This window comes from Corynebacterium pilosum DSM 20521 = CIP 103422 (assembly GCF_000373805.1).
GTDB classification, from domain to species: Bacteria; Actinomycetota; Actinomycetes; order Mycobacteriales; family Mycobacteriaceae; genus Corynebacterium; species Corynebacterium pilosum.
In genome coordinates, this window is sequence record NZ_KB892444.1 from 16,479 (window position 1) to 36,396 (window position 19,918).

At 60.7% G+C, this 19,918-nt stretch carries 15 protein-coding genes, 1 tRNA gene, 1 other RNA gene and 1 pseudogene; 10 read left to right on the forward strand and 8 right to left on the reverse strand.

What is annotated here, in order from left to right; all coding sequences use genetic code 11:
* The first annotated feature begins 55 nt into the window (after positions 1-55).
* Both B097_RS0103990 and leuA read left to right on the forward strand, forming a co-directional pair.
* Complete coding sequence (locus B097_RS0103990; protein WP_018581259.1) at positions 56-910, forward strand: DMT family transporter; 855 nt, start codon at positions 56-58, stop codon at positions 908-910.
* A gap of 283 nt (positions 911-1,193) precedes the next feature.
* Positions 1,194-3,032: a 2-isopropylmalate synthase gene (gene leuA / locus B097_RS0103995; protein WP_018581260.1), complete on the forward strand. Its 1,839-nt coding sequence runs from the start codon at positions 1,194-1,196 to the stop codon at positions 3,030-3,032.
* 37 nt (positions 3,033-3,069) lie between these two features.
* Here leuA and B097_RS12440 read toward each other — a convergent pair whose 3' ends face one another.
* Positions 3,070-3,693 (reverse strand): MerR family transcriptional regulator, encoded by a 624-nt coding sequence (locus B097_RS12440; protein WP_161795917.1) that lies wholly within the window; start codon positions 3,691-3,693, stop codon positions 3,070-3,072.
* Between the two features lie 224 nt (positions 3,694-3,917).
* On the opposite strand from B097_RS12440, the gene B097_RS13555 reads away from it, so the two are divergent.
* The 4 genes from B097_RS13555 (at position 3,918) to B097_RS0104020 (ending at position 8,581) form a co-directional block, all read left to right on the forward strand.
* Positions 3,918-5,462: a hypothetical protein gene (locus tag B097_RS13555; RefSeq protein WP_018581262.1), complete on the forward strand. Its 1,545-nt coding sequence runs from the start codon at positions 3,918-3,920 to the stop codon at positions 5,460-5,462.
* A gap of 67 nt (positions 5,463-5,529) precedes the next feature.
* Positions 5,530-6,528: a hypothetical protein gene (locus tag B097_RS0104010; protein ID WP_018581263.1), complete on the forward strand. Its 999-nt coding sequence runs from the start codon at positions 5,530-5,532 to the stop codon at positions 6,526-6,528.
* An 18-nt stretch (positions 6,529-6,546) separates the two neighbouring features.
* Positions 6,547-7,830, forward strand: a complete 1,284-nt coding sequence (locus B097_RS0104015; protein ID WP_026254292.1) for a Mur ligase family protein — start codon at positions 6,547-6,549, stop codon at positions 7,828-7,830.
* Complete coding sequence (locus B097_RS0104020) at positions 7,823-8,581, forward strand: type 1 glutamine amidotransferase (RefSeq protein WP_018581265.1); 759 nt, start codon at positions 7,823-7,825, stop codon at positions 8,579-8,581. Before B097_RS0104015 ends, B097_RS0104020 begins: the two co-directional genes overlap by 8 nt.
* A gap of 19 nt (positions 8,582-8,600) precedes the next feature.
* Here the strand turns inward: B097_RS0104020 and recR are convergent, their stop codons facing one another.
* From recR to B097_RS0104045, 5 genes are all read right to left on the reverse strand, one after another.
* The gene (gene recR, locus B097_RS0104025; protein ID WP_018581266.1) at positions 8,601-9,227 is read right to left on the reverse strand and encodes a recombination mediator RecR; all 627 of its coding nucleotides are present in this window, start codon (positions 9,225-9,227) and stop codon (positions 8,601-8,603) included.
* Positions 9,228-9,348: 121 nt separating this feature from the next.
* The gene (locus B097_RS0104030) at positions 9,349-9,693 is read right to left on the reverse strand and encodes a YbaB/EbfC family nucleoid-associated protein (RefSeq protein ID WP_018581267.1); all 345 of its coding nucleotides are present in this window, start codon (positions 9,691-9,693) and stop codon (positions 9,349-9,351) included.
* Between the two features lie 238 nt (positions 9,694-9,931).
* The gene (locus B097_RS0104035) at positions 9,932-12,403 is read right to left on the reverse strand and encodes a DNA polymerase III subunit gamma and tau (protein ID WP_026254293.1); all 2,472 of its coding nucleotides are present in this window, start codon (positions 12,401-12,403) and stop codon (positions 9,932-9,934) included.
* A 17-nt stretch (positions 12,404-12,420) separates the two neighbouring features.
* A complete protein-coding gene (locus B097_RS0104040) occupies positions 12,421-12,987 on the reverse strand; it encodes a suppressor of fused domain protein (RefSeq protein WP_018581269.1) in 567 nt (188 codons plus the stop codon).
* A complete protein-coding gene (locus B097_RS0104045; protein ID WP_018581270.1) occupies positions 12,988-14,262 on the reverse strand; it encodes an aspartate aminotransferase type Ic in 1,275 nt (424 codons plus the stop codon).
* Positions 14,263-14,761: 499 nt separating this feature from the next.
* Here B097_RS0104045 and B097_RS0104050 point away from each other — a divergent pair, with 499 nt between their 5' ends.
* From B097_RS0104050 to B097_RS13095, 3 genes are all read left to right on the forward strand, one after another.
* Entirely contained in the window at positions 14,762-17,167 is a 2,406-nt protein-coding gene (locus B097_RS0104050; protein WP_018581271.1) for a cytochrome P450/oxidoreductase, read from the forward strand.
* A gap of 44 nt (positions 17,168-17,211) precedes the next feature.
* Complete coding sequence (locus tag B097_RS0104055) at positions 17,212-17,439, forward strand: hypothetical protein (RefSeq protein WP_018581272.1); 228 nt, start codon at positions 17,212-17,214, stop codon at positions 17,437-17,439.
* A 243-nt stretch (positions 17,440-17,682) separates the two neighbouring features.
* Positions 17,683-18,675, forward strand: coding sequence for an endonuclease domain-containing protein (locus B097_RS13095; protein ID WP_018581273.1), 993 nt, complete (start codon positions 17,683-17,685; stop codon positions 18,673-18,675).
* A gap of 229 nt (positions 18,676-18,904) precedes the next feature.
* Here the strand turns inward: B097_RS13095 and ffs are convergent.
* An RNA gene (ffs, locus tag B097_RS13250) (signal recognition particle sRNA small type) lies at positions 18,905-19,001 on the reverse strand.
* A gap of 129 nt (positions 19,002-19,130) precedes the next feature.
* Between ffs and B097_RS0104065 the strand changes: the two genes are divergently transcribed.
* A tRNA-Ser gene (locus tag B097_RS0104065) sits at positions 19,131-19,216 on the forward strand.
* Positions 19,217-19,339: 123 nt separating this feature from the next.
* On the opposite strand, the pseudogene B097_RS12455 reads toward B097_RS0104065, so the two are convergent.
* A pseudogene (locus tag B097_RS12455) lies at positions 19,340-19,876 on the reverse strand (transposase family protein); the annotation flags it as partial.
* Positions 19,877-19,918 lie beyond the last annotated feature (42 nt).

Below are 19,918 nucleotides of genomic sequence, written 5' to 3' on the forward strand. Positions count from 1 at the left end.
CATTACCCTCGCCTAACACCTTGAGGTGCACTATTTTTTCGTACGCCATACCATCATGGGCGTGCCTAGCCTTGTTCTTGCCGTGTTGTTCGCCTTAGCCTCGGCGTTCACCATCGCATGGGGCACGGTCACCCGCCACCGCATCGTGACCTCCCCGGCTACATATTCCCGCACCGATTCGGTCTTGACCCGCGGCCTGACCAACCCCGCGTGGTGGTTATCCATCTTTTCCGCTTTCGCGGCATATCTGCTCCAGGTGGTGGCCCTCGGGTTCGGCACGTTGCTCGTCGTCCAGCCCGTGCTGGTGTTGTCGCTGATGTTCACGCTTATGCTCAGTGCTTACCTGGGCAAGGGCAGCATGGATCGTCGTGACGCGACATGGTCCGCGCTACTGACCGCCGCCGTCATCGTCTTGATCGTGTTAGGAAGGCCCGTGCCCGGCGCGCAAGAACCCGACGTGGGCGCGTGGTGGGTTGCGGTCGCCGTCGGCGTTGCGGTGTGCGGCGTGGCAGCGCTTGTTGCTTATCGACGATCGCCTGGCACCATTTCTCTTTTCATGGGGGCGGTATGCGGCATTATTTTCGGCTACGTGGCCGTGTTGTCGAAGACGGTGGCAGATCTTTATGTGTCCGGCGGGCTCCCGGCAATTTTTAGCACCTGGCCTGTGTACGTGTTGGTGGTCGCGGCGGTGGCGGGCACGGCCGCGCAGCAATACGCCTTTGCGGCGGGGCCACTGGAGTGGTCGCTGCCTGCGATGAAGGTGTTCGAGCCGGTGGTTGCGTTCTTACTGGGCTATGCGGTGTTGGGCGAACAGTTCGCGGTCAGTTCCGTGGCCGGGATGGCGGTGATGTTTGCGGCGTTGGCGACGATGTTCCTGGCCACCGTCCGTCTCGCTTCAAGCCAGGCGTAACAGTAGCTGCTCGCAGCTACTCCCCCTTTTTTTGTGCCTTTTCGCCTTTTAACGCGTGTATGAGGTGGACAAGTTCTAGTTCCGCGTTTAGAGTGTGAGCTATGTCAAACGCTCCGCGTAGCGTCGCTTCTATCAACGCGCGTCTTCTCCTTCTACGCCGCGGCGGGAATCAGGTCTAAAACACGGCCGGCACCCCGTCGCGGAGTTTGCGTTGCCGGTCGTGGATCACCCAGAACCGACACTGACGCTAGATAGCGCACTCTCACGAAGGATATTGAGCGACATGACCCCATCTGATTCTTTCATCTCCGCACCATCGGAAATCCGCACCCCGAATGGCCCACGCAACGAAGGCCAACCCGTGTGGAACAAGCAGCGTGGATCGCAGATGCCGCACCAGCGCTACCTCGCTTTTGCTGAGGAAGTAGAAGACGTACAGCTGCCGGACCGCACGTGGCCGGACAAGAAGATCACCGTGGCACCGCAGTGGTGTGCCGTGGACCTGCGCGACGGCAACCAGGCGCTGATTGATCCGATGAGTCCGGAGCGCAAGCGCCGCATGTTTAACCTGTTGGTGCAGATGGGCTACAAGGAAATTGAGGTCGGCTTCCCGTCCGCTTCGCAGACAGACTTTGACTTTGTACGCGAGATCATTGAGCAGAACATGATCCCCGAGGATGTGACCATCCAGGTGCTGGTGCAGGCGCGCGAGCACCTGATCCGCCGCACCTTCGAGGCCTGCGAGGGCGCCCCGAATGTGATTGTGCACTTCTATAACTCCACCTCTAAGCTGCAGCGCGAGGTTGTGTTCCGCAAGGACCGTCCGGCGATTAAGAAGTTGGCTACTGACGCTGCGGAGCTGATCAAGGAGATCGCGAAGGACTACCCGAACACCAACTGGCGCTGGGAGTACTCGCCGGAGTCCTTCACCGGCACTGAGCTGGACTTCGCGGTCGAGGTCTGCGACGCGGTGGTAGACATCATGGAGGCGACCCCCGAGCACCCGATGATCATCAACTTGCCTGCCACGGTGGAGATGATCACCCCGAATATTTACGCTGACCAGATCGAGTGGATGCACCGCAACTTCGCCAAGCGCGACTCCATCATCTTGTCCCTGCACCCTCACAATGACCGCGGTGAAGGCATCGCGGCTGCGGAGCTGGGCTACCTGGCCGGCGCGGACCGCATCGAGGGCTGCCTGTTCGGCAACGGTGAGCGCACCGGCAATGTGGACCTGGTCACCTTGGGTCTGAACATGCTGACCCAGGGCGTGGATCCGCAGATCGATTTCTCTGACATCAACAAGATCCGCGAAACGGTCGAGTACTGCAACCAGCTGCGCGTTCATGAGCGCCACCCATACGGCGGCGACTTGGTCTTTACCGCTTTCTCCGGCTCCCACCAGGATGCTGTGAACAAGGGCTTGGATGCGCTGGCTGCCAAGGTGCGCCCGGGCGCGGATTCCACCGAGGTCGCGTGGGAGGAGCTGCGCGAGACAGTGTGGGAGGTTCCTTACCTGCCGATCGACCCGAAGGATGTCGGTCGCGACTACGAGGCCGTGATTCGCGTGAACTCCCAGTCCGGCAAGGGTGGGGTGGCCTACATCATGAAGACGGACCACGCGATCAATATGCCGCGCGGCATGCAGCCTGAGTTCTCGTCGGTAGTCCAGGCGATCACTGACGCGGAAGGCGGCGAGGTTAACTCGAAGGGGATGTGGGACATCTTCGCGGGTGAGTACCTCGATCTGGAGGAGCCTTTAGAGTTGGTCTCCATGCGCGTGAAGAATGCGGAGACCGACGATGAGGACGCGACCGTCGAGGCGAATGTCATCTTTAACGGTGAGGAATCCACGATCACTGGAACCGGTAACGGCCCGATCTCCGCGTTCTCCAATGCTTTGGAGCAGCTTAAGATTGATGTTGAGGTGCAGGATTACTCCCAGCAGGCTCGTTCCGCCGGTGATGACGCTGACGCCGCCTGCTACATCTACGCGGACGTCGACGGTGCTAAGGCCTGGGGCGTGGGCATCGCCGGTTCCACCACCCGCGCATCGGTGAAGGCGATCGTCTCTGCCGTCAACCGTGGACTGAAGGTCCAGGTTTCGCCTGGCATGTAGCAGTTCGCTTCACGACGATGGCCTCCGCCGAGGCGGGCTAGCCGGCCAGTTTGCTCTCTGTTGCCAACAGGGCCAACGCTGCGAGCAACTGGTCGCGGCGCATCGCCCCGACGAGCAGGCGGTGGTAGTCGCAATCACCTGTCTCCACATCAGCGGTGTCGCTGCAGACGGATCGGCGGGAGGCATTGTCGTTGTCCACCACGGTTTCAGCGGCTTGTGCGAAAGCCTCCAGCTGCGTGTCTTCCGGCAACTCCCCGTCAACCATGGCCAATGCACCCAAGGAGTGGACTGCGGCCCGGTAGGCGGGGCTACTTTTTGACACATTCCAGCCCAGGCGCTCACAAAGACTGTCCAGACTGATGGATGCTTGCCGTTCAGACTCTTCGCGCCCGCATTCTGCAGTGGAGTTTTCACGCAGCGTGGCAAGCCCCTGGATCGGTGACCCACCTTGGTCAAACACGCGAAGCACCTTCCCGATCTCAGCCAAGGAGAGTCGACCGACATCGGAGAGAGCTCGAATCAGTTGGAGACGAGCTAGGTGGCCATTGTCATATCGGGCCTGGTTAGCCTGGGTCCGCACCCCTGGGTGAAGCAAACCTTCGCGGAGGTAGAACTTGATCGTCGATACGCCAATACCTGAGAGTTCACTTAAATTAGCCATGCGCATGATGTGTATTTTACTTAATTTTTCTTAGAATTAAGCAAAACTGTCGGGCCCCGCCCCACGCGCATTGTGACCTGCGATTTTACTTTTGCGCAGCTAGGCTTTCACGATGAATTCCTCTAGACTAATGTCCGGAAGTGTAAGATTGACGGGATGTATCACACCGATACTTTCCCGATGCATTGCACACAGAAACGAACCGAGGAAGTAGTGATGGACCAATGACGCAGTATGTTGTTCCCGATCACGGTCTCGGTGCCGTCCGAAATATCCCAGTGGAAAATATCAACGCGGACGTGGCACGTTCCGTCCTGGAGGAATCCGGCGCCGAGGTGGCCGATGTCGCTGCCTCTTTAGCTCCAGCAGAGCACACTGGCGGTTTCCACCTACACTTTGATGGCCAGATCCTTGGCTGCGTTAGCGAATATGACCGCCGCGAGTATCCCGAGCTGGACTGGATCATCTCCGCTGGGCTCACCCCGCAGGTCACCGCCCGTATCTCTTGCACCAACGAAGGTGCGGAACCGACGATCGCTCTGCGCCTGCCGCGCCCGGGCCTGTGCCTTCCGCGCAATAATCCGCCGGAATCCCCCTGGGTGCTTCTCGACGAAGGCCCCAGCCGCACGGTGAACTTTTCTGATGATGCGGCCGAGGGGGAACACGATGAGCGCATGCACCTGCTCGTCGAGTTACATCCCGAGGGCGAGAGCAGACTCACTGCTTCTATTGGCGGGCGTTACGTCGGTGACCTCTCCCCGGCAGATTCGCAGGCCTTGCACCCCACGGTTTCCCAACTGTCCAGGCGCGGACTGGCCACTTTGGCGCGTTCCTATCACGCGCCTGTGGCGGGGACACCGGAGCTAGTCGTCTACGCCGATGACTTTTTCGATATCGATTCGCTGGCAGTATCGCCACTTCCCCTCGTCGAAAAGCGCGAGGTGAAGATTGCCCAAGAGGCCTCCGCGCCAACCATGATGATGCCGGCGGTCGTTACCGAGCCGGATCCTGAAGTTTCTGAAGCACCCGAGGACACTGCGATTGTTCCGCAGGTGGCGCCGGAAATCACACAGTTCAAAGCCGATCAAGATGCTGCGGAAGCCGCGCGCCTTGCCGACGAGGAATCTGAAGAGGACGCCCTTCCCAATGAGAAGAAGTCACGCCGCCGGTTCTTGGGCGTAGCCGCAGCCATCGGCGCGGTGGTGCTGGGCACAACCGCCGTGCTGGGAATCACCGGTTCCCTGCCACTAACAGCGGATAATATCGCCGCTACCTTCGGCGGGCCAGACCGTGACCCGAATAATCGGTTCTTCCCATACTCATCTGGCGACGCCGAACGCGCAGACACCAACAAGGAAGAAGACCAGGAAGGTGAGGCCGGAGCATCGGACGCGCCCACGGCCCGCGAGGAAGCCGAACGCGCCGCAGAACGTGAGCGCGCTGAGGCTGAGAGGGCTCGTCGTGAAGCACCTGCTGAAGCCCCGGCACCTGCACCTCAGCAGCCAGCGCAGAACTCGGCGCCTGCTCCGGCACCCGCGCCCGCACCGGCCCCTGCGCCGCAGTACCAAGCCCCGGCACCTGCACCTCAGCAGCCAGCGCCGCAGTACCGGGCTCCTGCTCCCGCGCCCGCCCCAGCGCCAGCACCTGCGCCTGCACCGGCCCCCGCGAACGGGGATCAGATCCCGGATGAGTACGTGGTGGACGTCCCCGGCGGCCAGATCCGCTCCAACTGGGACCTGGGCCAGAACCCGTGGCAGCAAACTTTCTAGGCCGGCACTGACGCGACTAGCGATGGCTATGGAATGTGTTGAACCGCGGTTGGCTACAATCTGAACAATGACCACTGAGCAGGAGTTTTCGCACCCGTTTATTGCGGTGCATGTGCAGTCGACGGGGATCCACCCATCGACGGGGCGCCTGCTCACTCTCGACGCGGTGACCTTTGACGCCGACGGGAACACGGGCGAAGAGTTTCACACCATCTTCAACACTGGGGGCGATCCTGGGCCGATCCACCGCCACGGTGTGCCCTACTCCGAATTCTCCCAGGCCCAACGCTTCTCCTCCCACCTCAAGACATTGGACAAGCTCATCGACGGCCGCACCCTGATCGTGCATGACGCCCCCCAAGTGTGGGGTTTCATCGTCTCAGAGGCACGCCGCGCCATGAACGCAGCGGCACGCGCCAACCGCTCCCGCAACCGCGGGCGGGGCAGGCGTCGCCAGAGGGTCGGCCACGTCCCACGGCCTGAGGCGATCGTCGATACGCTTGCGTCAACCCGGCGTCGCGGGGTCGCGCTGACCGATACACGCCTCTACGCGGTGGCCGCCAAGCTGGAAGTTGATGCGCCCAGCCCCATCGCCAGCGTGGACCGAGCTGGACGCCCGGAGGAGGAGACTTCGCGCGAGGCAACGCTCGTGCTGATCGATCTGTACCGCACCCTTGGGTCCAGCGGCCCTACCGTCTCTTTCGGCCCCAAGGAATTGAAGCCCGACCGCTTCGGCCTGCAGCGCACACACATCCGCGTGGAGGCGGAGAAGGCCGAGCCGGAGCACGAGAACCCTGGGGTCTATGACGCTGCGCGGGGGCTCGCGCCAGGCATGGAGTTCGTCGTGAGTGACGATGTGCAGATCGCCCCGGAGGACCTGATTAACGCTGGGCGCGAGGCCGGGTTGACCTACACGGAAAAGTTGACGCGAACGGCGTCTTTGGTGGTGACCAATCTGCGCACTGACTTGCGGGGAAAGGCCATGCACGCGCATCGGAAAGAGATTCCCCTGGTGACAGATAAAGATTTCCTGGCAGCGGTGGAAGAACTCAAGTCCGGCGCATAATTTCGCTATCGTGGACGCATGAGTTCCTCACCTTTAGGCCGGTTGAAGTCGCTACGCACGCGCGTGGCCACCACCGCCGCGAAAGCCGCCACGACGGCCTCGCGCGCCACAGGACGTGGCGCGGGCGGCATGATTGGTGGCCTCATCGCCGGTGCGATCGACCCGAACATTATGTCTTCGCTTGCCGACGATCGCCCCGCGGTCCTGGTCACCGGAACCAACGGCAAGTCCACCACCACCCGCATGCTGGCGGCCGCCATGCGGACAAAGTACACGGTGGCCACGAACGATGGCGGCGACAACATGGACGCGGGCATCATTTCCGCGCTGATGGCTTCCCCAGATGCCAGCCACATCGTGTTGGAGGTTGATGAGCTGCACGTGCCGGCGGTGGCCGACAAGATCAACCCGCAGGCGCTTGTGCTGCTCAACCTGTCGCGTGACCAGCTGGACCGCGTCGGCGAGATCAATTCGATCGAGCGCGCTCTGCGCTCGGCGGTGACGGCGCACCCTGATATGACGGTGATCGCCAACTGTGACGATGTGCTGATGACCTCGGTGGCGTGGGACGCAAAGAATGTCATTTGGGTCTCAGCCGGCGCGGGCTGGCTGGGTGATTCCGTGACGAACCCCCGCGGCGGCGGCCACGTGGTGCGTACTGGGGATGACTGGTACGCGGTCAAGCCCCTGCCCAATGGCAGCACTTTCCGACGACCGACCCCGGATTGGATCGTCACCCCGGAGGGACTGACCACGCCAGACGGTGAGCTGGTGGAGCTGGATCTGAAACTGCCGGGACATGCGAACCGCGGCAACGCCGGGCAGGCAGTAGCCGCTGCCGTTGAGGCATTTGATGTGGACGTTGAGGCGGCCGTGTCCGCGGCAGAAGGCGTGGATAATGTGGCCGGGCGCTACTCCACCGTCCATCTGGGTGATCGTGAGGTGCACTTCCTCTTGGCGAAGAACCCCGCCGGCTGGCAGGAGGCCTTGTCCATGCTGCACCGCGAGGCCGACGGCCTCGTGATCGCTGTGAACGGCCAAGTCGCTGACGGCGAAGACCTGTCCTGGCTGTGGGATGTCCGCTTCGAAGACTTCGAAGACGCATCCGTGAAGGCGGCTGGTGAACGTGGCACTGACTTAGCCGTTCGCCTGCTGTATGCAGACATCGACCACGAGCTCATCCACGACCCGATCGAGGCGATTCGCGCGTGCCCACCTGGGCGCATCGAGGTGCTGGCAAACTACACAGCCTTCCGTGATTTGAAGCGTGACATCGCGAAGCAGGAGGATTACCGTGACTGATTCACTGACCATTGGCCTAGTTTTACCGGACGTGCTGGGTACCTACGGCGACGACGGCAACGCCCTTGTCCTGCGCCAGCGCGCCCGCATGCGGGGCATGAAGGCAGAAATCCTCCACATTCGTCTCGACGACGCCATCCCCGAACACTTGGACATCTACTGCATCGGCGGTGGCGAGGACTCCGCCCAAACCTTGGCGGCGGAGCACCTGGCAAAGGACAATGGCTTGGTCCGCGCCGCAATTAATCGCCGCCCCATCTTCGCGGTGTGCGCCGGCATGCAGGTGCTCGGTGAATCCTTCCGCGCCTCTGGCAAGGAGGTCGACGGCATCGGGCTAATCGACGCCACCACCTTCCCGATGGCGACCCGCGCCACCGGCGAAGTAACCTCGCACCCCACCCACGCCGGCATCACCGCAGAACTGACCGAGCCTTTGACCGGCTTCGAGAACCACCTCGGCGGCACGGTCCTCGGCCCCAGTGCGGAACCTCTGGGCCGCCTCACCCGCGGCACTGGCAACACCGATTCCGCAAGTACGGCGGACATGATTGCCGACGGTTCTCGCCAGCGCAGCGCCGAAGGTGCTGTGCAGGGCAGTGTGATCGCCACCTATATGCATGGCCCTGCCCTGGCCCGCAACCCGCAGCTTGCCGATCTCCTCCTGGCCCAAGCCATGGGGAAGAAGCTCAACGAGCTGGAGCCCCTCGAGCTGCCTGAGGTCGATCGCCTGCGCCTCGAGCGCTTGCGCTAAGCCACGCGGGCCCGTCCCGCTACAGGCGAAGGCGACCCGACAGGGCGCGTGAAAGGGTGAGCTCGTCGACAAACTCCAAGTCCCCGCCTAAAGGCATACCGGAGGCCAGGCGAGACACGACTAGGCCTGGGAAGTCCTTCAACAAGCGTGCCAGATAGCTTGAGGTTGCTTCCCCTTCGGTATCGGGGTCTGTTGCCAAGATGACCTCGCTGATCTGCGGGGCGTCCTCCCCCTCTCGGTCAGGCAGCACACCGCCGATACGCTGCAGCAGCGAAGAAATGTTCAGGTCCTTGGGGCCCACGTTCGCCAAAGGGTCCAGGGCGCCGCCGAGCACGTGGAAGCGACCGTCGTACTCGCCAGTGCGCTCGATGACCTGGATATCCTTGGCATCCTCAACGACACACACGATAGATGTGTCACGGCCGGAATCGGCACAGATCCGGCAAATATCATCACGGGAAACGTTGTTGCAGATCCGACAAAATGTCACGCCATCGCGCACGGCTGCCAAGGCGGCACGCAGCCGGTCAATCTCCTCAGGCTCGCTTCTGAGCAGGTGAAAGGCGATACGTTGTGCGCTTTTTGGGCCAACGCCGGGGAGCCGCGACAGCTCGTCGATAAGATCCTGTAAAGGCCCTTCAAACATGTGGTGTCCCCTTTCGTCGGAAAGCTGCCGTCCGCAGGCAGCCCAAAGGCCAAGCATACAAAAACGCCCGGACGAACCGGGCGTTGGTGTGGTGTGTTAGTGCTGTGTGAGTGCGGGGCGATCAGCCCATCAGGCCGCCGAACAGGTCAGTCTCGCCCTGTGGGCCCTGGGTCAGCGGACCAACCTTCTCCTCGGCCAGCTGAGCGGCCTTCTTGTGCGCGTCGCGGTAGGCCGCGAGGATGAGGTCCTGCAGAGTCTCCACATCCTCTGGGTCCACAGCTTCCTTGCTGATCTGGATATCGGTGATCTCTGCGCCACCGGTCATGGTGACATTTACCAAGCCGCCGCCGGCAGAACCCGACACGGTTGCTTCCAGCAGTTCCTGCTGCGCCTGCTGGAGGCGTGCCTGCACTTCTGCGGCCTGGCGGAACAGTTCGTTCATGTCCGGCTGCTGTGGGTTGGTCATTCTAAGTGCCTTTCGTTCGCTTGTTTCGCGTGAAGATTTCTTCCTAGTGTACCGGCCACCTCCCCGCCGTGTGGACTAGTCGCGTGCGCCCTCAGCGAACACGTGCGCTTGCCGACGAACGGCCACACCACCGATTCACTCACCATTCCATCGATACCCATTCCGCTGCGGTGTATTGGCGCTGATCATCACGGGATGATGTAATGGTGAGCGAATCATTTTCCCTGTTCAGCGCTATTTATAGCGGTTTTGCACCGAGTTCTTTCTGCAGCAGTTCCATCGCCACTTGAGTCGCATCACGACGATCGAATTGCCCCGGTTCCTGCGCCTGGTCCGCCATCGCCTGCTCCTCATCGTCTTGAGAATAGGGCTGCTGTGGTTGCGGTGGCTGCTTCGGGGCAGGCTGATTCTGCTGAGGTTGCTGTGCCGGTTGCCCAGGCTGCGCCTGCCCGAACTGGTGCCCACCGCGGGGACGCTGGGGCGCGTCGAAGTGGTCCGGCGGTGGCGGGGCGTCCTCATCCATGGGTTCTGGGGGCAGCGGAATATCCTCACGCTCGCGCCTTCGACGTTCCCCGGCCCGCTGTGCTGCCTCGCGGGCGATGGACCTCCAGTCATGCGCGCTCTCAGCGTTTGTTGGTTGAGGTCGCTGCTGCTGGACGGGCTGAGCTGGCGCGGCGCTCTCTGCCGGGCGCGCGTTCTCTTCTGCGGACTGCTGACCGGGAATTCGTGCGGGCGCACCCCAGCCTGTTTGGGGCTGGTTCTGGTTCTGTTCCGGATCGGAGGGGGCAGTTACCTCTTCCTCAGACGGGGCTGTAACAGCACCAACCGGCGGGGCCGGCTCAGGATCCGAATCTGGGTCACTTCCCTGTTCAGAATTCTGATGGCCTTCTTGAGAAGGCTGCTGGCGCTCCGCTTGGGGATTCCACACTTCTGGCTTCTTCTCTACGTGGCGAAACCCCGCTGCGGAAGGATCAGTTCCGATGACACACTTTACAGCGATCTGCGTGCCCAGCTTTTCGGAGAAGGCAGAAACGATCGCTGCGTTGTTGTTTTCCGCGTTGATACGTTCCGCCAACGCCCCGGTATTGTGCCCAAGGACGAGGGTGTTGCCCTCCATTCCCAGCGGGCGAGCTTCAGTGAGCATAATTTCGGCAACCTTGTTGCGCCCGCCGACGTACTGGCGCAGTTGGGTCCAGTTTTTCCTGATCCTGTCGAATAGGTCCTCACTGTCATCAGCTGCAGGGGCCGCAGTCTTCGGCTGCGTTTCCTGCTTCGGACGCTCCGACTGTCGGGGCCGCTGCTCAGGCTGCTTGGACTTCTCCGGCTCTGCCTTCTGCTCGGGCTGCTGGGGTGTCGATTGCTCCTCGCGCTGTGGTTCAGGTTGCGCCTGCTGTGCGGGCGTCTGCTGTGCAGGTGCAGGCTTCGCTTGTTCTGGCCGTGGCGCTTGGCGCGGAGCTGGTGTCGACGAGCTCTTCGTCCGCCCTGCAGCCGCGGCCGCCGCAGCCTGGGCAGCGGCAGCTCCCCCACCGCGTGAAGCTTGGCCAGCAGGTTGCTGCGGCCCTGCCGCCGCAGGCTGCGAACCAGCAGGCCCAGCGACCGGTGTCGCGCCTGACGTTGCAGGCACAGCGAGCAGATGGGCCACCATGATTTCCAGCAGCAGCCGTGGGCTGGTCGCCCCGCGCAGACTGGAAATCCGCTCATTGACCTCAGAGGCAAGCTGCGCCAACCGCGGGCCAGTGAAACGGGAAGCCTGTTCAGTAAGTACCTGAGCGCGATCCGTCGGCGCATCAACGAGCCCTTGGCCGAAACTGTCGGGCACAGCCTGAATGATCATCAGGTCACGCAGGCGATCCAGTAAATCGAGGGCGAAGCGGCGCGGTTCATGGCCTGCTTCGATCACATCGTCGACCGCTTGGAATGCGCCAGCGCCATCGCCGTCTGCCAAAGCGTTCACGATGGAGTCGAGCAGCCCAAGATCGGTCACGCCCAATAGTGGGAGTGCCTCATCATAGGTCAACCCATCTGGCCCGCTACCTGCAAGAAGTTGATCTAGAAGCGACAGGGTATCGCGCGGCGAACCGCCCCCGGCGCGGATGATCAAAGGGTAGACGTCGTCGTCGACACGCACGTCCTCAGCCTCGACGGTGCGCTCCAGCAGCTGACGCATCGCCTGCGGAGTCAACAGGCGGAACGGGTAATGGTGGGTCCGCGAACGGATCGTGCCAATGATTTTTTCGGGCTCCGTCGTCGCGAAGATAAAGATCAGGTGCTCTGGCGGCTCCTCCACAATCTTCAGTAGGGCATTCGCGCCCTCAGTGGTGATCATGTGGGCCTCGTCGATGATGAATACGCGGTAGCGCGACTCAGCCGGTGCGTAGTAGGCGCGGTCGCGCAGCTCACGCATATCGTCGACACCGCGGTGCGACGCCGCGTCGAGCTCTGTCACGTCCAAGTTGCCAGTGCCGCCCGGCGCTAGCGAAATACACGATGGGCACTCGCCGCACGGCGTAGATGTTGGACCCTGCACGCAGTTCAGCGAACGCGCGAGGATGCGTGCCGACGACGTCTTGCCACATCCCCGGGGACCGGAAAACAGGTAGGCATGGTTGATGCGCCCAGTGTCTAAAGCAGTGCTCAGGGGCCTGGTTACCTGCTCCTGGCCGACAACTTCCGCAAACGATGCGGGACGATACTTCCGGTATAAAGCCACGCCGTCCACCCTACCCCCTACTCGCGGGTCCACTCACCCAGGTCTGTTGCCCGCCGACGCAGTCGGGTCTCCAAACCATCCAGCCCGCGGTCACGTGCGATTTCGAATTCTTCGTCGGTCAGCAACACCAGCTCCAGCAGCAATGTCATCCGGCCTGGCTCCGTGAAATTCGGGGTGCCCTGCTCAAATAGGCGCGGTTCGCGCAACAGGCCGTGGCGCACCGTCCGTCCACCGCCCGATACTTCGGCTAGATGGGAACGCTCCACCAGTCCCGGCAGCAGCGTGCCCGGCTGCCCCGGAATCCCACCAGCTGCTTCTTGCAACATGTCGCACGCGGCAAGGAGCGCGGAGGCGAGCTCAACATCGCTTGCCGACGAGGACGTCACGACGAGTTCCGCGCGCACCTCCGTCGTCTGGTCCCTCTCAATGACCAAGCCAGTGTCTACTGTGGAAAACCCGCAACTCGTGGCGGCGCGTGCACCGTCCTCAAGTGTAGAAAAAGCGACGCGACGGCCGTCGATATCAGCAAGGCCGAGCTCTCCATAGATATTGGAGAGCCAGACTGCTATCTCCTCGCCCGTCACCTAGTTACCCTGTAGCTTTTCAATAGCCGCGAGCAGCACACAGGTGGCCACGCCGTCCATCGCCTGCTCCACCTCGTCCAGCGGCGGCAACGACGGTGCCAGGCGGATATTGCGATCGTTCGGATCCTCCTTCAGCGGGAAGGAAGAACCAGCCTGAGTCAACGTGATGCCCGCATCACGCGCCAACTCCCACACCCGGGTCGCGGTGCCATCAATTACGTCCAAGGAGATGAAGTATCCACCGGTCGGGTGCGTCCAACGAGCGACCTCATATTCGCCGAGGCGGTTCTCCAGGATCTCCAGCACGGCCTGAAACTTTGGCGCCAAGATGTCAGCATGCTTTGCCATGTGGGCGCGCACACCGTCGGCGTCACCGAAGAATTTCGCGTGTGCCAGCTGGTTCACCTTGTTCGGGCCGATGCCACGCACGCCTGCGATCGAGGAGTACCACTGCAGGTTCTCCTTCGACGAGGCAAAGAAGGACACGCCAGAGCCTGCCTGCGTGATCTTCGAGGTGGAGGTAAGCACCCAGAAACGGTTCGGATTGTCGGCAGCAGCCGACTTCTCCAGCACGTTGTAGAGGGTGGGGAATTCGTCGGTAAGCGTGTGCACTGCGTAGGCGTTGTCCCACACGATCCGGAAATCAGGCGCCCCAGTCTCCATCGCAGCGAGCCGGTCGACGACCTCCTCAGAGAAGGACACGCCCGTGGGGTTACCGAAGACGGGTACGGTCCACATGCCCTTGACCTGCGGGTCCTGGACGAGCTTTTCGACGGCATCCATATCCGGGCCGTCTTCCAACATGGGCACGTTGATCATCTCGAAGCCGAGCTTCTCCGTGATGGTGAAATGACGGTCATAGCCCGGAACTGGGCAGATCCACTTCACCGTCTCCTCTTCACGCCACGGACGCTCAGAATCATTGTTACCGAAGAGGTAGGACCACGTGACCAGATCGAACATGATGTTCAGGCTGGAGGAGTCACCGGCATAAATATTGTCCACGTCCACGCCCAACAGATCAGCCCAGATCGCACGGATATCGACGATGCCGGTGAGGTTGCCATAGTTGCGCACGTCCTCACCATTGCTAGAGGTATAGGTGCCGGCACCGGGCATGCCCAGTAGCTCGTCGGAAAGATCCAGCTGCCCCGCGGAAGGCTTGCCGCGGGTCAGGTCCAGCTTGAGTCCGGATGCCTTGAGTTGCTCGTACTGTTCGCGGACCTGAGTGGACAGCTCGTCGAGAGCCTGTGCGTCTAGGTTCAACAGAGACATGTGGTGGTTTCCTTTGTTCTCGTCGTGAGCGTGATCTGAAACGTATGGGGACCATCGTAGCGCCGAAGTATATGCTCCCGCGATGCCAGTTCTGAGAACAGCCGGACGCGTACAGGTGAGGGCACACCGCCAGCTGCGCCGGATTGCTGGCCTCGTGAGGGCTAATCCGCGTCTTCCCGTAACCCGAGCTCACACCCTAGGACCTACCCTGGGGCGGCTAATCTCCGCCGGTTTGTCCGAAATGTCCGCTCGTGTCCGGACCCTACCCCCGAAACCCGCCCGAACAGTGCATTTACACTTTGCAAGCACCCCCACTAGCAACATTCACAAATAAAGGTAGTTCTATTCTAAACCCAAAAGGGGGCAATCTATCGGACAGGTCACAAAATCCCTCTTGTAATGGCCCGAACCTCACCTTAGGGTCATGGCTGTAACCCAGGACACAACACTTCGCCTTCTTGGCGTACAGAACACAACCCCATTAGGAGGGGCGTACATCATGACCGACGTGAACAACATGATTGACCAGCTGAACAACGCTGGCCAGGCAAACGACCCAAATGCGGCAGAAACCAAGTGCCCTTACCTCAACGGCGAGATGGACACCCTCTCTGTTGAAGAGGCCCTGGAAATCTTCGGCACCCCAGGCGAGGGTGCGGACGCAGACTTCGACTTCCTCAGCCAGGAATTCGTCGACGACCCTTGGAAGCACTCCGAGTACGCCTTCGAGAACCAGCCAGTCTTCTACTCCCACAAGACCGGCTACTGGGTAGTCACCCGCTACGAAGACTGCTTGAAGATCTTCAAGGACACCGACAACTACACCGCGCACACCGCTCTGGAGAAGACGGTCAAGCTTTCCGACGAGAACCAGGCAGTGCTGGACTCTTACGGCTACGACTTCCGCGACACCATCGTGAACACCGACGAGCCAATTCACAACCCTCGTCGCCGTGCGCTTGAGCAGCCATTCATGGTCGACGAGCTGCGCAAGCTGGAGCCAATGGTGCGCGAGACCGTGGACTCCTACATCGATGAGTTCATCGATGACGGCGAGACCGACATCTTCAAGAACCTGCTCCACATCTCCCCACTGACCGTGGCGCTGAAGTTCATGGGCATCCCAGCCGACGACATGGAGAAGATCCACCGCTACTCCCTCGGCCACGCCACTGCCACCTGGGGCAAGGCGACCCTGGAGCAGCAGGCCAACGTTGCCGTGACCAACGGTAAGTTCTGGCAGCACTCCCAGCGCGTGCTGAACAAGTTGCTGCTGGCAGAGGAAGAAGAGCCAGGCACCGGCTGGGTTCCTCACTCCATCCGCGCACACCGCGAGGATCCAGAGTCTGTTCCGATGTACTACCTGCGTTCGAAGACCATGTCCGCTGTGACCGCTGCTCACGACACCACCGCGAACTCGGCGTCGAACCTGTTCATCTACCTGCTCTCCGAGCGCCCAGACCTCTGGAACCTGCTCAAGGAGAAGCCAGAGCTGATCCCGAACGCTATCGAAGAGTCCTTCCGTCTCAACGGTGGTTCCCACGCATGGCGTCGTCGCACCCTCAACGAGGTTGAGGTCCGCGGTGTGAAGATCCCAGCTGGCGAGCGCGTCCTGCTGGTCACCTCTGCGGCAAACCGCGACCCAGAGATGTTCCCGGATCCACACACCTTCGACCTGTACCGCGACAACGTGACCAAGCACCTGCTGTTCGGCTACGGCATCCACCAGTGCATGGGCCGCAACCTGGCACGTCTCCAGATCCAGATGTTGCTGCAGCAGCTGCTCAAGCGCCTGCCACACATCGAGATGGATCCGAACCAGGACTTCGGCCGCCTGCCATCCGTGTCCTTCCGCGGCCCACAGACCATCAAGGTCACCTGGGACCCAGAGAAGAACCCTGAGCGCCACGGCGAGATTTCCGACGAGAACCCAGAGATCATCTACAACGGCCCATCCCGCGAACTGAAGACCCGCGAGATGAAGGTCACCAAGGTCCAGGACGTCACCGACAAGATCCGCTCCATCACCCTGGAGCCACTTGAGGACATCGACCTGCCACAGGCATTCTCTGGTGCACACATCGAGATCGATGCTGGTGGCCTGAACCGTCAGTACTCCCTGGTCCGCATGACCCCTAAGTCCTGGGAGATTGCAGTCCAACTTGAGGACGAGTCTCGCGGTGGTTCCAAGTGGATCCACGAAAACGTCAACGAAGGTTCGATCGTCAAGGTCCGCGGCCCTCGTAACAACTTCCGCTTCGGTGTTGACACCAAGAAGCTGATCTTGGTTGGTGCAGGTATCGGCATCACCCCGATGCTGGCCATGGCCGACGAGGCAAAGCGCGAAGGCATCGAGTACGAGCTGCACTACTCCGGTTCTTCCAAGACCAAGATGAGCTACCTGGAGGACATCGTTCGTGACCACGGCGCTAACGCTCACCTCTACATCTCCGACGAAGATAACCGCATGGATATCTCTCAGTTCGCAGACCGCTACGAAGAGGGCGTTCAGCTGCTGACCTGTGGCCCAGACCGCTTCACCAACGAGGTTCTCGAGGTCACCAAGGATTGGCCAGAGGACACTGTTCGTCGTGAGTCCTTCACCGCAACCACGCTGCTGGACCCATCGAAGAACAAGGCATTTAGCGTTGAGCTGAACTCCACGGGTGTCGAGTACGAGGTTCCTGCGAACATGACCCTCCTGGAAACCCTGGAAAACGCGGGTGTCGAGCTCTACGCAGAGTGCCGCGAGGGTCTGTGTGGTACCTGTGAGGTGGGCATCATCTCCGGTGACGCTGAGCACCGCGACCAGGTGCTGACCGCCAAGGAGAAGCAGGCCAACAACTCCATCATGACCTGTGTGTCCCGCGGTTGCGCTGGCGAGAAGCTGGTCTTGGACATCTAATTACCCCGCCACCCGGCAGACACCCTAGAAGGAGAAAAGTACTAATGGCACACGTTGATCTGTGGGACATTTTCAAGGACGTTCCAGAGGAAAAGCTGGTTGGACACTTCAAGACCTACCTCGAAGACAGCGAAGAGAAGAACCTGATCGAGGACAAGTCCACCGAAGAGCTCCGTGAGCTGCTCATCACCGCGTCGACCGGCGCTGAAGATGACTTCTGTGTGACCAAGATCTTCGACTACGCGTTGAAGTTCCTGCGCCACGACGGCTAGCCGCCAGTTCGGCACCTACAGAGGCCGGCTTCCCACCCCACCAGGTGCGAGGCCGGCCTTTGTTTATGCCGCGGCGCCCCATTGTGCCCGCCAGGCCCAAACTGTCGAACCTGAACTGTTGGATCTGGGGCAAAAAGTGACGAAACCGTGTCCGCAGCCCCCTGTTCCAACAGTTCAGCTTCAGCAGTAAAGCAATATTGAGCGAAAGGGAACGGAACCACCCTTTTCCAAGTCTAAGAGGGTATGCACAAAGAACTAACCCTCAAAGAACTTGCAGCGGCCCTCGTCGATACGCGAAGACTCAAACTCCACGACACCGCGCAACTCAACGCGATTCACACAGGTAACCTTGTCCACCTCCACGGGTCGTTCTACTACCCCGAGCAACTCCACTCGCAGCTTGCATGGCACCAGAAACGCACCCTCGAAGCACTCGCTGTTGGCAGCGAAGCTCAAAAGAGCGTGCTCATTGGCAGATCGGCGGGCCGGATCTTAGGAATTTGGGTGGTGTCGACTACGGACGAACACGTTGAGATTACGAATCCTAAAGGCAGAATCACCGCAAAACGAGACAGAAAACCTGGAGTGAGGTACCACGGCATCATCGTGCGCGAGCATGAGCAACAGACCGTGCTGACGTGTCGGACTACCACGGCGCTCCGGACCGTCATTGACATCGCCCGCCTCCGTGGTTTCACTGAAGGGTTGATCGCCTGCGACTGGGCCCTCGCGCACGGTTACAGCCAGGAGGAGCTCTCCGCGACCCTAGCCAGCATGGGGCGTGTCCGCGGAGTAGCGCAGGCCAGGTTGGCGATCCACTTCGCCGTTGACATCTCTCAATCCGCTTTTGAAAGTTGGGCGCGGGCGTTGTTGTTGGAGGCAGGTTATCGAAACATCACACTGCAGGTGCGTGTGGGTCCCTTTTATATCGACATCGTGGTCAACGGGGTTATCGCGATCGAGATCGATGGTGGGATCAAGTACAAAGATGATGCCTCCGTGGCCGAGACGCTCCGCAAAGAGGCAGCGCGCCACAAATACCTTCAAAACCACGGTTATTGGGTGCTGCGATTCTCTCCGCAGGATATCCTTCGTGATCCAGCCGGCTTTATTGCCAACGTGGCTGAGGCGCTGGCTGGACACGAGAGGGTGGGCAGTCCCCGCCCTCGCCTGGGCTATCAGCGGGCGAGACACACCCCGATTTGGCAACAAGCTCGACGACGCAACGGCGCATAGCAGGTCCGCGCAACAACCATTTGAGGCTTCGGTGCGTTTCGACGCCCACACTGTCGAAGCTCAACTGTTGGAACAGGGCCGTTTTGAGCCTCTTTGGAGCCCTAGCACCCCAGTTCCAACATTTTAGGTCCAACATTTTAAAGTGAGGCCCCAAACAAAAGGAAAGGTTGACGTTGCTCAACCACTAACCACGAGAACTCACCCCGGCTCCCACCCCGGATCAGGGCAAAATAAAGGGACCTCACGCACCTGTTAGAGCTCGCTGACCCTTGCTGCATTCCTGCCCTGGGGGAGTTCACAAGATATACACCGCGTGAGATCCTGCCCCTCACTTTAGCCAAGTCAGTCCGCAATGCCAAATACGCCATTTTAGAGTCACGATGATGGCCCTGAGCTGCCGTTTTGTCCAATATACAACGATGAACTAAGCTAAGAACCCGACGTTAACGTCACTAGGAGGATTCGACTAGCGGCCTATGTCACACGCCTGGAACGCGTGCGGGGAGCGATCCCCTCGTGGGTTCAAATCCCACATCCTCCGCAGAACAAATGCCCTGAAGCACACAGCTTCGGGGCATTTGCTTTGCCTCCATAGGAGGTTAAGGGTGGGTTAAGGGGGTTAAGGGTCAAAATGTGTGTCTGGGTCGGCGTGTCGTAGGTGGGGTTAGATCTGGCCTTTTTGGATGCCGATTGAATGTGTGTACTCGGTGTCGATAGCGTTGTCGTAGAGGGCCGGTCGTCCTGTTTCGTGGTCGGCGTGGTTCTCGTTGTGGGTCAGGAGTGAGACTTTGGCGAGTTGGTCCTGTCCCCAGTTGGATTGCCTGGCGATGTCTACTGGATCGTCAGGCAATTCTGTCTTTAAGTACAGCCACCAATCCAGCATTCGGCGTTGGTGTTCACCANTTCTGCCGCGATGTGTGCGCGTGAGGAGTTTTAATTGTGCGTTGATCCCGCCTTCGAGGCTGTTGGTGGTGGATTTGATGCGGTGTTTATCTAGCACGTTGTCGGGTGGGTCGAGGTAGACAAACAGCAGGTTACTGCGCCATAAGTGATGAAGGCTGTTGTATGCCTTGCGTACATTTGCATGTGTCCAGGTGCTTGTCCGGCGCCCTGTTGCGGGATCTTTGACCTTGGTCTTTTCGTTCATCCAGGTGCGGTAGAGGGTGGAGAATTCATGGAGTTGTGCACCCCAGGTGGCAGCTCCCAACGGCCTAGAGCCTCGGTGCCGAAGCGATACATGCGC

Coding starts and splice junctions, on each gene's coding strand:
- B097_RS0103990 (WP_018581259.1), top strand. CDS start 56: ATGGGCGTGCCTAGCCTTGTTCTTGCCGTGTTGTTCGCCTTAGCCTCG.
- leuA (WP_018581260.1), top strand. CDS start 1,194: ATGACCCCATCTGATTCTTTCATCTCCGCACCATCGGAAATCCGCACC.
- B097_RS12440 (WP_161795917.1), bottom strand. CDS start 3,693: ATGGCTAATTTAAGTGAACTCTCAGGTATTGGCGTATCGACGATCAAG.
- B097_RS13555 (WP_018581262.1), top strand. CDS start 3,918: ATGACGCAGTATGTTGTTCCCGATCACGGTCTCGGTGCCGTCCGAAAT.
- B097_RS0104010 (WP_018581263.1), top strand. CDS start 5,530: ATGACCACTGAGCAGGAGTTTTCGCACCCGTTTATTGCGGTGCATGTG.
- B097_RS0104015 (WP_026254292.1), top strand. CDS start 6,547: ATGAGTTCCTCACCTTTAGGCCGGTTGAAGTCGCTACGCACGCGCGTG.
- recR (WP_018581266.1), bottom strand. CDS start 9,227: ATGTTTGAAGGGCCTTTACAGGATCTTATCGACGAGCTGTCGCGGCTC.
- B097_RS0104030 (WP_018581267.1), bottom strand. CDS start 9,693: ATGACCAACCCACAGCAGCCGGACATGAACGAACTGTTCCGCCAGGCC.
- B097_RS0104045 (WP_018581270.1), bottom strand. CDS start 14,262: ATGTCTCTGTTGAACCTAGACGCACAGGCTCTCGACGAGCTGTCCACT.
- B097_RS0104050 (WP_018581271.1), top strand. CDS start 14,762: ATGACCGACGTGAACAACATGATTGACCAGCTGAACAACGCTGGCCAG.
- B097_RS0104055 (WP_018581272.1), top strand. CDS start 17,212: ATGGCACACGTTGATCTGTGGGACATTTTCAAGGACGTTCCAGAGGAA.
- B097_RS13095 (WP_018581273.1), top strand. CDS start 17,683: ATGCACAAAGAACTAACCCTCAAAGAACTTGCAGCGGCCCTCGTCGAT.